The following is a 12,420-nucleotide window of genomic DNA, read 5'->3' on the forward strand; positions in this document are numbered from 1 at the left end:
CGGCGCCCCACTCTCCGAGCATGGCGCCGCAAGCATTCCGGGCAGCGAAAAAATTCCTGCGGCGGCGCCGGTAGCGAGAACCGGCAACGTCCAGAAGCATTCAGGAAAAGGGCCAGCAAGTGATCGCGACACACATGATGAAGACCGTTATCAATTCGAACCAGGCTTCATCGCTGTCGCATCCCGCCACCTTGGCGAGCCAGCCTTTTTCCTGCACCTCATCGCTTGCGCACGCGGCGGCGCAGCGTTCGTTTTAATCCGCGGCTTTCTCCCGCAACATTTCCAAGACCAGGAGCTTTGCACATGCAAACCACCGACAACGTGACGACCCGGTACGAGGGCTCACCGACTGGCCAGGCTTTCGGCCAGGCACAAGGCGCCCAGGCGCTCGCGCCGCAAGCGACCTTCGCCGACTACAAGGTGATCCGCCGTAACGGCAGCGTGGTGTCGTTCGAGCCGTCGAAAATCGCCATCGCCGTGACGAAGGCATTTCTGGCCGTCAACGGTGGTCAAGGCGCGGCGTCGGCACGCGTGCGCGAACTGGTCGAGCAACTCACGCAGAACGTGGTGCGCGCACTCGTGCGCAGCCGTCCGAACGGCGGCACGTTCCATATCGAAGACATCCAGGATCAGGTCGAACTCGCGCTGATGCGCGGCGGCGAGCACAACGTCGCGCGTGCGTACGTGCTGTATCGCGAGAAGCGCACCCAGGCGCGCGGTCACGACGAGCAGATCGTCGCCAACACGCCGGGTCTGAACGTCACCGACAACGGCGTGACGCGTCCGCTCGACATGGCAGCGCTGCGCGGCATCATCGAATCCGCCTGCGCGAACCTGGGCGACGCCGTGAGTGCTGATCCGATCATCGCTGAAACGGTGAAGAACCTGTACGACGGCGTGCCGATGACCCAGGTCTACGACTCGGCGATTCTGGCTGCGCGCACGATGATCGAAAAGGACCCGGCATACAGCCAGGTCACCGCCCGTATCCTGCTGCACACGATCCGCCGCGAGATCCTCGAAGAGGAAGTCACGCAAGGCGAAATGGCCGAGCGTTATGCCGAGTACTTCCCGAAGTTCATCAAGCGCGGTATCGGCGCCGGCCTGCTCGATGACAAGCTCCAGCAGTTCGACCTGAAGCGCCTGGGCGCCGCGCTCGACAACAGCCGCGACCTGCAATTCGGCTACCTCGGCCTGCAAACGCTGTATGACCGCTACTTCCTGCATCACGACGGCGTGCGCATCGAAATGCCGCAGGCATTCTTTATGCGTGTCGCAATGGGCCTGTCGCTGAACGAGATCGACCGCGAAGCGCGCGCCATCGAGTTCTACAACATCCTGTCGAGCTTCGATTTCATGTCGTCCACGCCGACGCTGTTCAACTCGGGCACGCATCGCTCGCAACTGTCGTCGTGCTACCTGACCACGGTCGACGACGACCTCGACGGCATCTACGAAGCGCTGAAGGAAAACGCGCTGCTGTCGAAGTTCGCCGGTGGGCTGGGTAACGACTGGACGCGCGTGCGTGCGCTCGGTTCGCACATCAAGGGCACCAACGGCAAGTCGCAAGGCGTGGTTCCGTTCCTGAAGGTCGTCAACGACACAGCGGTGGCGGTCAACCAGGGTGGCAAGCGCAAGGGTGCGGTCTGCGCGTACCTGGAAACGTGGCACCTGGACATCGAGGAATTCCTCGAGCTGCGCAAGAACACCGGTGACGACCGTCGTCGTACCCACGATATGAACACGGCGAACTGGATTCCCGACCTGTTCATGAAGCGCGTGATGGAAGGCGGCAACTGGACGCTGTTCTCGCCGTCCACCTGCCCGGACCTGCACGACAAGTTCGGCGCGGAATTCGAAACGGCTTACACGGCTTACGAAGACAAGGTCGCGCGCGGCGAGATCAAGCTGTTCAAGACGCTGCCGGCGGCGCAACTGTGGCGCAAGATGCTGGGCATGCTGTTCGAAACCGGCCACCCGTGGATCACGTTCAAGGATCCGTGCAATGTGCGCTCGCCGCAACAGCACGTCGGCGTCGTCCACTCGTCGAACCTGTGCACGGAAATCACGCTGAACACCAGCGACGCCGAAATCGCCGTCTGCAACCTGGGCTCGGTGAACCTCGTCGCCCACCTGAAGGAACAGGCCGACGGCACCCTGGTACTCGACCACGACAAGTTGAAGCGCACCGTCAGCGTCGCAATGCGCATGCTCGACAACGTGATCGACATCAACTACTACGCGGTTGCCAAGGCACGTAACTCGAACCTGAAGCACCGTCCGGTCGGCATGGGCATCATGGGCTTCCAGGACTGCCTGCACCTGCTGCGCACGCCGTACGCGTCGCAAGAAGCGGTTCAGTTCGCCGATACGTCGATGGAAGCGGTCTGCTACTACGCTTACTACGCGTCGACCGAACTGGCGCAGGAGCGCGGCCGTTACTCCAGCTACCGCGGCTCGCTGTGGGATCGCGGCATCCTCCCGCAAGACTCGGTGAAGCTGCTGGCCGACGCACGCGGCGGCTATGTGGAAGTCGATTCGAGCGAATCGATGGACTGGACCGAACTGCGTTCGCGCATCGCCACCTACGGCATGCGTAACTCGAACTGCGTCGCAATCGCGCCGACGGCGACGATCTCGAACATCATCGGCGTGTCGGCCTGTATCGAACCGACGTTCCAGAATCTGTATGTGAAGTCGAATCTGTCGGGCGAATTCACGGTGGTCAACGACTACCTGGTGCGCGACCTGAAGGAACGCGGTCTGTGGGACGAAGTGATGGTCGCCGACCTGAAGTACTTCGACGGCACGCTGTCGCGCATCGACCGCATCCCGGCCGACCTGCGCGCGATCTACGCGACCGCGTTCGAACTCGATCCGGTGTGGCTGGTCGAGGCGGCTTCGCGTCGTCAGAAGTGGATCGACCAGGCGCAGTCGCTGAACATTTACATGGGCGGCGCGTCGGGCAAGAAGCTCGACGAGATCTACAAGCTCGCATGGGTGCGCGGCCTGAAGACGACCTACTACCTCCGCACGATGGCGGCGACGCACGTCGAGAAGTCGACGGTGGCGCACGGTCAACTGAACGCGGTGAGTTCGGGCGGCGGCGAAGGTTCGGGTGGCGCGGCAGGCGGCGCAGCGGGTGGCTTCGGCGCGAACGGAGGCGGCGCAACGCCGGGCGGCTTTCAGGCTGCAGCGGCCACGTCAGCAGTCGTCGAAGCAGCGCCGGAAGCGGATGGTCCGGTGTGCATGATGCGTCCGGGTGATGCTGGTTTCGACGAGTGCGAGGCTTGCCAGTAAGCGCCAGGCGAGCACGAAGCAGGCGGCAGGATCGCTGCCTGGCTGAGGGTTGTAGGTAAAGACCCGCATGCAGCGATCAGCGAGCCTGCTAGAAGTGAAGTAGACGTGAAGTAGATGAGCGGCGCGGCGAAACGAAATCGATGTTGCGCCGCTCGTCGAAAAGCAGCGAAGCACGGCAAGCAACTGAAGTCGTGAAGCGGTAGGCAAGCGGTAAGCAAGTGGTAGATGAAGCAGTCAGCAGTCGGCAGCACAGACGAAGCGCTCGACATGAAGCGCTCAGCAAACGCTCCGGTCGATGGTCGATCAACGTAGCCGGCCACATGCATCGCTCGACATTGCATTGAACTTCACCTCGCTGGCACTGACGAACAGGCGAACGCGGGACATCCGCGACGTCAGCGCGAGGCAGCAGGAAGCAATCGCAAAACGCCGCAAGCACACTCCGCAATACAGATAGATAGAGCAGCGAAATGTCGCTTCGACACGTTGCTCTTCGAGCTCGCGAAGCACCTCGACGACACACGTTCAACACGCTTCACATGAGGCGACGCACACAGTCTGTTGAACAAAGTGTTGTATGAACGTAGCAACGCGAATCGAAAACAGGATTTTTCATCAGCGAACTCTTTTATCGCTCGTGAAAAGATGGTACAAACCGTTCTAAATTGATGGTGACATTTATGCTCAACTGGGATGACGAGATCACTGCCGTAACTCCCTCGAGCGCTACGCAACAGAATGTGTTGCGCAACGCTGCGGGATCGGCTGTCGGTTCGCAAGTCGGAACGCGTTCCGCTCCCCACGCTCCCTCGGCTCGAAACGTCTTCGCGTCGCAAGACGTTTTCGAAAAAGACATCGCCGCGGCTCATGCTGCGGGAACCGCAGCGGTCTCCGAAACGCGCGTGAATGTCGCCGACAAGCGCATCATCAACGGCCAGACCGACGTCAATCAGTTGGTGCCGTTCAAATACAAGTGGGCCTGGGAAAAGTATCTGGCGGGTTGTGCCAACCACTGGATGCCGCAAGAAGTGAACATGTCGCGCGACATCGCCCTCTGGAAAGACCCGAACGGTCTGACCGAAGACGAGCGCCGCATCGTCAAGCGCAACCTGGGCTTCTTCGTGACGGCCGATTCGCTGGCCGCCAATAACATCGTGCTGGGCACCTACCGCCACATCACGGCGCCCGAATGCCGCCAGTTCCTGCTTCGCCAGGCGTTCGAAGAGGCGATCCACACGCACGCTTACCAGTACATCGTCGAATCGCTGGGCCTCGACGAAGGCGAAATCTTCAACGCGTATCACGAGGTCGCCTCGATTCGCGCAAAAGACGAATTCCTGATTCCGTACATCAACGTGCTGACCGATCCGGCCTTCAAGACCGGCACGCTCGAGGCAGACCAGACCCTGCTGCGCTCGCTGATCGTGTTCGCCTGTGTGATGGAAGGCCTGTTCTTCTACGTCGGCTTTACGCAAATCCTGGCGCTCGGCCGTCAGAACAAGATGACCGGCGCGGCGGAACAGTACCAATACATTCTGCGCGACGAGTCGATGCACTGTAACTTCGGCATCGACCTGATCAACCAGATCAAACTCGAAAACCCGCAACTCTGGACGGCTGAGTTCCGCGCGGAAATCCGCGAAATCTTCCAGCAAGCGGTCGAACTTGAATATCGTTACGCAGAAGACACGATGCCGCGCGGGGTGCTCGGCCTCAATGCGTCGATGTTCAAGAGCTATCTGCGCTTCATCTGCAACCGCCGTTGCCAGCAGATCGGTCTCGATCCGCTGTACCCGAACGAGGAAAACCCGTTCCCGTGGATGAGCGAGATGATCGACCTGAAGAAGGAACGCAACTTCTTCGAGACGCGAGTGATCGAATATCAGACTGGCGGCGCGCTGACCTGGGAGTGATCCGGGTTCGAGTCGCAGATGCATTCATTTTGGGGATGCCGTCGAGCTTCGGCCGCGGCAATTTAGTTAGGAGCAGAACCGCCTGATGCAAATTGTGCCCGGTGCGCCGCGTGCCTTCGCGGCCCACAAACATGGCTGGCACTTTGCGAACCCTTCAGTGGGATGGGCAAACTTCCCCCCGGAAAAAGCCGCTGGCGTCGCCGCCAGCGGCCCGATCAAGCAATTGCCGGCGCTGAGATCCAGCGCCGACCAGATCTGGCGCGCGGTGCCCAAGGGCACGGCGCGCCTTACCGCATTCATTAGCGTAAGCGCGCAGCACCTGCGTACGCCGATGAATAGCCCGCTTCGTAGCGCGCGCCCTGAGAAGCGTCCGCGGGAAGCGGGTTTTGACGAAGGGTGTAGTTTGAACTGACTCTCATCTGAAAACCTGAAGGAGAAAATGATGGCAACTGCAAAGAAAGCGGCAGCTAAGAAACCCGCAGCCAAGAAGGTTGTAGCAAAGAAGGCTGCGCCGGCTAAGAAGGCTGCTCCGGCGAAGAAAGTCGCTGCAAAGAAAGTCGCAGTGAAGAAGGTTGCAGTGAAGAAGGTTGCGGCGAAGAAGGCAGCACCGGCTAAGAAGGTTGCTGCGAAGAAAGCTGCTCCGGCGAAGAAAGTCGCTGCAAAGAAAGTCGCAGTGAAGAAGGTTGCAGCAAAGAAGGCAGCACCGGCCAAGAAAGCTGCAGTGAAGAAGGTTGCAGCGAAGAAGGCAGCGCCGGCGAAGAAGGCCGCAGCAAAGAAGGCCGCACCGGCTAAGAAGGCTGCTGCCAAGAAGGCTGCGCCTGCTAAGAAGGCTGCTGCCAAGAAAGCTGCGCCTGCGAAAAAGGCTGCCGCTAAAAAGGCTGCGCCTGCCAAGAAGGCTGCCGCGAAGAAGGCCGCTGCTCCTGCCAAGAAGGCTGCTCCTGCGAAGAAGGCTGTTGCCAAGAAGGCGGCTCCTGCACCCGCTGCGACTTCTGTCTCGAGCGCACCGGCGGCGACGGTGAAGACCGCGCTGAACCCGGCAGCGGCATGGCCGTTCCCGACGGGCAGCCGTCCGTAAGCTGTTGAAGTACTTCGACACGTCGTACCATGTGTCGATGATCGAGTAGCACTTAAGTAGCATGACCGAGCGCTACTCGGTCAGGGTCCCGTTGCCGGGTTTCTGGCGACGGGATTTTTTTTTGGCATCTCGCGAACGCGCCTGCTTCAACGAACGACTTCAAAACCGGCAGGCGAAAAAAAACGCATGCACAGGGGAGGGCATGCGTTTGAGGTCGCCGCGGCGGCGCGTGAAGCGCGACCGCGCGAGAGGGGAAACTTTTTAGTGCGTGACGCGCGTGACGCCGCCGCTGGAAAGCAGGCGGACGCGCTCGCCGGCGCGGAAGATTTCGCCGGTGGCGCTTTGTGTGATGGCGCGCATGTCGCCGTTATCGAGTCGCACGGTGATCTCGAGACCGTCGTGAACCGCGACGCCGTTCTCGACCGCATTGCCTGCCACTGCACCGGCCAGACCGCCGATGATGCCCGTCACGATCGAACCACGGCCGCCGCCGATGGCACTGCCGGCCACCGCACCTAAGGCGCCGCCGCCGATTGCGCCCAAGCCGCTCGGCTGGCCGTTGTTCGAACTGATCTTAACGGCGCGAACGCTGTCGACCGTGCCCATGCGGACCGTTTCTTCGCGCTGTGCCTGCGACGCCGTGTAAACGTCGGCAGAGCTGCTGTTGTACGCACACCCCGACATGGCCAGTGAACCGGCGATCAAGGCGGCCACGACCAGGCGACTCGTTGTTCTCATTCCCTAACTCCAATAGCTTGCGGTATTACGGCAGGTCGTATCCGAACGCCTGCTTGAACCGTTCGTTGATCTCCGCCCGGTTGGGCGTGTAGTTTTGTGGGCCCTGGTGTTCGATCTTCAGCGCGCCCATCAGGCTTGCCAGACGCCCGGTGGTCGCCCAGCCAAGTTTGTTCTCGATACCGTACAACAAACCGCCGCGGAAGGCGTCTCCGCAGCCGGTAGGATCGAGCACCTGCTGTGCCTTGACCGCCGGAATCGCCTCGATGCCGCCCGCGTGATGGATCTGCGCGCCTTGATCGCCGAGCGTGATGATCAGCGCGTCGACCTTGCCGGCGATTTCTTCGATCGACCAACCCGTTTTGTTGCTCACCAGTTTGGCTTCGTAATCGTTGACAGCTACGTAAGTAGCAAGTTCAATCATGCGGCGCAGCGACTCACCGTCGAACAGCGGCAAACCTTGGCCCGGATCGAAGATAAATGGCACGCCCGCTGCTGCCAGATGCTCGGAATGCTGGATCATGCCGTCGTAGCCATCAGGGGCGACGATGCCGAGCGTGATGCCTTTTGCCTGGTCGGCGCGATTCAGATGCGACTGCATCATCGCGCCCGGGTGGAACGCGGTGATCTGATTGTTTTCGAGGTCGGTGGTGATCATCGCCTGGGCCGAATAGGTGTCCGGCACCACCAGCACGTTCTCCGTCGAGAGGCCGAGCTGCTTGAAGCGGTCCATGTAGAGCTGCGCGTCGATCGCGCCGAGCGACCCCATGATGCGCGCGTTACCGCCGAGCAGATGCAGCGAGTAGGCGATGTTGCCCGCGCAGCCGCCGAACTCGCGGCGCATCGTCGGCACGAGGAAGCTCACGTTCAGGATGTGGACCTGCTCCGGCAGGATGTGATCCCGAAAGCGGCCTTCGAAGGTCATGATGTTGTCGTAGGCGAGCGAACCGCAAATCAGCGTAGCCAAGGCGAGCGTTCCTGTAAAAATCAGTAGAAAAATGGGCGCGATGACGTGACAGCGCCGCGCATGAAGCGCGGCGCCGGTATGTCGCGCGAAGGTTTTACTTCAGCGCGGCGAGTGCTGCGTCGTAGTTCGGTTCGTTCTTGATTTCGCCGACCAGCTCGGCGTGCACGACCTTGTCGTTTTCGTCGACGACCACCACGGCGCGTGCCGTCAGACCCGTCAGCGGGCCGCTCGTCACGTCGACGCCGTAGGCTTGCGCGAACTCATGGCCGCGGAACGTGGACGCCGTGACGACGTTCTCGATGCCTTCGGTCGTGCAGAAGCGCGATGCGGCGAACGGCAGGTCGCCCGAGACGACGATCACAGCCGTGTTGCTCAGCTTGGCTGCGGCTTCGTTGAACTTGCGCGTCGACGTGGCGCAGGTCGGCGTGTCGAGGCTCGGGACGATATTGAGCACCTTGCGCTTGCCGGCGAAGTCGGCCAGCGACACCGGCTTCAGATCCTGGCCCACGAGCGAGAAGGCGGGGGCGTTCTGGCCCACGGTCGGGAACGTGCCGGCTACTTCGATCGGGTTGCCACCCAGCGTGACTTGACTCATGTTGTTGCGCTCCGAAAATTCGTCAGTATTGACGGTGAATACGCCCGGTCAGTGCCGGGCGCGCGAGGATGCGTTACGGATAAAAAATCTGCACGCGGAAATTGGAAGCGACCGCATTGCCCGTGTCGAGGTGGACGATCATGGTCTGGGTCGTGTGGGCCGGCAGGCCTGCCGCGATCGGCGTGCCGGGTGCGACGTAGTCTTGCGGCCACAGCACGCGGCGCACGGCGACGTTGTTCTGGTCGTCGAGCAGCGTGAGTTCGATGGCCGGGTAGGCCAGCGCGATATTGAAGCGGTTGCGCAGCGGCATCTTCAGTTCGAGCTTGTGCGGGCCGTCGATCTGCCGCAGATCGGACGGCTCGACCTGCAAACCGTCAATGTCGTGCGGTGGCGTAATCTGGCAGCCGAGCTGCGCGCAGGCTTTGACATAGAGCGTCTGCGAGCGCGGGAAGTAGACCTGGACCGTTTCGCGCTGCCACCAGGCGAGTTGCGCGAGCAAAGCGATAACCAGCAGGGCTGCGACCACCGAGCCGGCGATGATCCAGCCGAGGCGGCGCGGTTCGGCCGGGCGTGTTTCACGCATCACCGGGAAGGGATCGGCGCCGTCATTCACAGGTTGGACCGCGAAGGGTTCGCCGCTCGATCCAAATGTGGCTATGCCCGGGCCACTTGGGCCTCCGGTGTCTGAGCCGCTGCCGCTGCGTGCGCCGCGGCCACCCGCGCCGGTCGCGGCAGAGGCAGCTGCGGCAGAGCCGGCGGCACCGAAGCCGGCCGCACCTACGCCGGCCGCACCAAAATGCGGTTCATTGTCGGGAATGCCATGCAAGGTGGCCGGCTCGTTCAGAACCGGTTCGTCAGTATCAGCAAGATGTTCAGAAGGGCGCTCGGTCTTGTGCCAGACCCGCGGCGCAGCCTCCGCAGGCGTATTGGCCGGCTGGGCGAATGGCTCGCGCGGGACGTCAGCAGGGGCGTCGGCCTCGTGCGTGAAGGGTTCGCGTGGCGTGTCCGCAAGCGTGGGTTCGTGGTCGGCCGGAAGCGGCGTGGTGAACGCGCTCGCTGGCAGTTCCGGCTCGGTAGCATGACGCGGCGTGACCGCGACGCCCGCGCCGGTGGAGACCGGTGCAAGTGGCAGATTGCGGGCGTTGTGAAGCAGGCGGTCGTCGATCGCGGCGTCGGGCGCCGGCGCCCACGGATTCCACGCTTCGGCGCTGAAATCAGGGTCCTTGGGGCGCACACCGGATAACGCCTCGATCGCCGCCGCTGCGGCGACCGGTTTGGCTCTGGAGAAGTCGCCGTCCTCGTTCAGTTCGAACAGGCTGCTCGACGCATCGAAAACTTCTTGGCAATGCCCGCAGCGCACGAGACCGCGGCGCAGCGCGAGCTGCGCCGGTTGCAGGCGGAAGACGGTTTCGCAGAAGGGGCAACGTGTTGCCAGGAGCATATTGAGACGGTAAGCCGAGAGGCTGTTGGTTGGACAATACGCCTTATTCTAATGGCTTTCGCGGCGTGTTCCCGTGAGACATACCCAACCTTCGTGTTCGCGCCATACGCCGATGTCGATCCACTGTGCATAGACCTGCGCCACTTCGTCTGCCTGGCGAGCCAGAATGCCTGACAGCGCGATCCGGCCACCCGGCTTGACCTTCGACGACAGCATCGACGCCATCAGCTTCAGCGGGTTGGAGAGGATATTGGCGACCACGATATCGAACGCGCCGGTGGGGCATTCGTCGGGCAAACCGTACGTGACTTCCGCCCGGTTGCGCTCGCTGTTGTGACGCGCCGATTCGACCGCTTGCGGATCGATATCGATGCCGTACACCGGATTGGCGCCGCACTTCTTCGCGAGAATCGCGAGGATGCCCGAGCCGCAGCCGTAATCGAGCACGGATTGCTCAGCCTTGACCGATTGCTCCAGCCATTCCATGCACAGACGCGTAGTGGGATGGCTGCCGGTGCCGAATGCGAGGCCCGGATCGAGTTCCAGTACGAGTGCGTCAGGGTCCGGTGCGTCATGCCATGAGGGCACAACCCAGATGCGCTCGCCGATTGGAATCGGATCGAATTGAGATTGTGTGAGACGTACCCAATCCTGGTCCTCGACTTCACGCACGGTGAACGTGGGTGCAGTTTCCAGCCCCACTTCATTGGCCGCGGCAGCGAGGAGCACCGCCGGGTCGTGTTCCGGCGCTAGTAGTGCGATCACTCGCGAACGCTGCCACGCCGTGCGATCCGGCGTGAGTCCGGGCTCGCCGAACAGCGGCTGTTCGTCGGGCGTGTCGGCGTCCGCATCTTCAACCGACACGGACAGCGCACCCAACTCGAGCAGCGCGTCGGAGAATTCTTCCGCGTGCTCGCGTGCCAGCTCGGCGATCAGTTCCCGGTAGCTCATGACTTACGCTTCTTCCGGCGCGGCCTGCTGCTTCGCGGCCAACCGGTTTTCCAGATAATGAATGCTGGTGCCGCCTTCGACGAATTTCGCGTCCAGCATCAGTTCGCGGTGCAGCGGGATGTTGGTCGAAATGCCTTCAACCACCATTTCCGACAACGCGATGCGCATCCGCTTGATCGCCTGCTCGCGCGTCGCGCCGTAAGCGATCAGCTTGCCGATCATCGAATCATAGTTCGGCGGCACGAAATAGCCATTGTAGGCGTGCGAATCGACGCGGATGCCGGGGCCGCCCGGCATGTGCCACGACGTCAAACGTCCCGGCGACGGCGTGAACTTGAACGGATCTTCCGCGTTGATCCGGCATTCGATCGCATGACCCTTGAACACGATGTCGCGCTGACGGAAGGCAAGCTTCTCGCCGGCCGCGATGCGGATCTGCTCCTGCACGATGTCGACGCCGGTGATCAATTCGGTCACCGGATGCTCGACCTGGACGCGCGTGTTCATTTCAATGAAGTAGAACTCGCCGTTTTCGTACAGGAACTCGAACGTACCCGCGCCAAGATAGCCCATCTTCTTGCAGGCGTCCGCGCAACGATCGCCGATCCGGTCGATCAGGCGGCGTGCGATACCCGGCGCCGGCGCTTCTTCGATCACTTTCTGGTGGCGGCGCTGCATCGAGCAATCGCGCTCGCCCAGCCAGACCGCGTTCTTGAACGAATCGGACAGGATCTGGATTTCGATGTGCCGCGGGTTCTCCAGGAATTTCTCCATGTAGACCTGCGGGTTGCCGAAGGCACGGCCGGCTTCTTCGCGCGTCATGTTGACTGCGTTGACCAGCGCCGCTTCGGTGTGGACCACGCGCATGCCGCGGCCACCGCCACCGCCGGCGGCTTTGATGATCACCGGGTAGCCGACCTGGCGGGCAATTTTCACGATTTCTTTCGGATCGTCGGGCAACGCGCCTTCAGAACCCGGCACGCAGGGCACGCCGGTCTTGATCATGGTTTGCTTGGCGGTCACCTTGTCGCCCATCATCCGGATGGTATCCGGGCGCGGGCCGATGAAGGTGAAGCCGGACTGCTCGACGCGTTCGGCAAAGTCGGCGTTTTCCGACAGGAAGCCGTAGCCGGGGTGGATCGCTTCGGCGTCCGTCACTTCTGCCGCGCTGATCAGCGCCGGCATGTTCAGGTAGCTCAGATTCGAAGGTGCCGGGCCGATACAGACCGCCTCGTCGGCGAGCTTCACGTACTTGGCTTCCTTGTCGGCTTCCGAATAGACGACGACCGTCTTGACGCCGAGTTCGCGGCAGGCGCGCTGGATACGAAGCGCGATCTCGCCACGGTTGGCAATGAGAATTTTTTCAAACATAGCGGGTTTTCGACTCATCAATGGGCGCCCGGTTGATCACAACACAGGCTGCCTCAGAGGATCGGTCGCGCG

At 61.9% G+C, this 12,420-nt stretch carries 10 protein-coding genes; 4 read left to right on the plus strand and 6 right to left on the minus strand.

What is annotated here, in order from left to right; translation table 11 throughout:
* Window positions 1-303 precede the first annotated feature (303 nt).
* The 4 genes from KHO23_RS20005 to KHO23_RS20020 all read left to right on the plus strand — a co-directional run bounded on the left by KHO23_RS20005 (window position 304) and on the right by KHO23_RS20020 (window position 6,288).
* Window positions 304-3,300 (plus strand): ribonucleoside-diphosphate reductase subunit alpha, encoded by a 2,997-nt coding sequence (locus tag KHO23_RS20005; protein ID WP_211612989.1) that lies wholly within the window; start codon window positions 304-306, stop codon window positions 3,298-3,300.
* 680 nt (window positions 3,301-3,980) lie between these two features.
* A complete protein-coding gene (locus tag KHO23_RS20010; protein WP_211612990.1) occupies window positions 3,981-5,213 on the plus strand; it encodes a ribonucleotide-diphosphate reductase subunit beta in 1,233 nt (410 codons plus the stop codon).
* Window positions 5,214-5,298: 85 nt separating this feature from the next.
* On the plus strand, window positions 5,299-5,625 hold the full coding sequence (locus KHO23_RS20015; protein WP_120347518.1) for a hypothetical protein: 327 nt from the start codon (window positions 5,299-5,301) through the stop codon (window positions 5,623-5,625).
* A gap of 30 nt (window positions 5,626-5,655) precedes the next feature.
* Window positions 5,656-6,288: a histone H1-like DNA-binding protein gene (locus KHO23_RS20020; RefSeq protein ID WP_211613088.1), complete on the plus strand. Its 633-nt coding sequence runs from the start codon at window positions 5,656-5,658 to the stop codon at window positions 6,286-6,288.
* 261 nt (window positions 6,289-6,549) lie between these two features.
* Here KHO23_RS20020 and KHO23_RS20025 read toward each other — a convergent pair whose 3' ends face one another.
* The 6 genes from KHO23_RS20025 to accC form a co-directional block, all read right to left on the minus strand.
* Window positions 6,550-7,026, minus strand: coding sequence for an outer membrane lipoprotein (locus KHO23_RS20025; protein ID WP_054040737.1), 477 nt, complete (start codon window positions 7,024-7,026; stop codon window positions 6,550-6,552).
* Between the two features lie 25 nt (window positions 7,027-7,051).
* Window positions 7,052-7,990 carry a carbohydrate kinase family protein gene (locus tag KHO23_RS20030; protein ID WP_211612991.1) on the minus strand — a complete coding sequence of 313 codons (939 nt, stop codon included), beginning with the start codon at window positions 7,988-7,990 and terminating at the stop codon, window positions 7,052-7,054.
* Window positions 7,991-8,084: 94 nt separating this feature from the next.
* Window positions 8,085-8,585, minus strand: a complete 501-nt coding sequence (gene tpx / locus KHO23_RS20035; protein ID WP_211612992.1) for a thiol peroxidase — start codon at window positions 8,583-8,585, stop codon at window positions 8,085-8,087.
* A 73-nt stretch (window positions 8,586-8,658) separates the two neighbouring features.
* Entirely contained in the window at window positions 8,659-10,026 is a 1,368-nt protein-coding gene (locus KHO23_RS20040; RefSeq protein WP_211612993.1) for a zinc-ribbon and DUF3426 domain-containing protein, read from the minus strand.
* A gap of 48 nt (window positions 10,027-10,074) precedes the next feature.
* Window positions 10,075-10,977: a 50S ribosomal protein L11 methyltransferase gene (gene prmA, locus KHO23_RS20045; RefSeq protein WP_211612994.1), complete on the minus strand. Its 903-nt coding sequence runs from the start codon at window positions 10,975-10,977 to the stop codon at window positions 10,075-10,077.
* A 3-nt stretch (window positions 10,978-10,980) separates the two neighbouring features.
* Window positions 10,981-12,348, minus strand: a complete 1,368-nt coding sequence (accC, locus tag KHO23_RS20050) for an acetyl-CoA carboxylase biotin carboxylase subunit (RefSeq protein WP_211612995.1) — start codon at window positions 12,346-12,348, stop codon at window positions 10,981-10,983.
* Between the last annotated feature and the right edge of the window lie 72 nt (window positions 12,349-12,420).

The sequence above is a fragment of the Paraburkholderia haematera genome, from assembly GCF_905220975.1.
Lineage (GTDB): Bacteria > Pseudomonadota > Gammaproteobacteria > Burkholderiales > Burkholderiaceae > Paraburkholderia > Paraburkholderia haematera.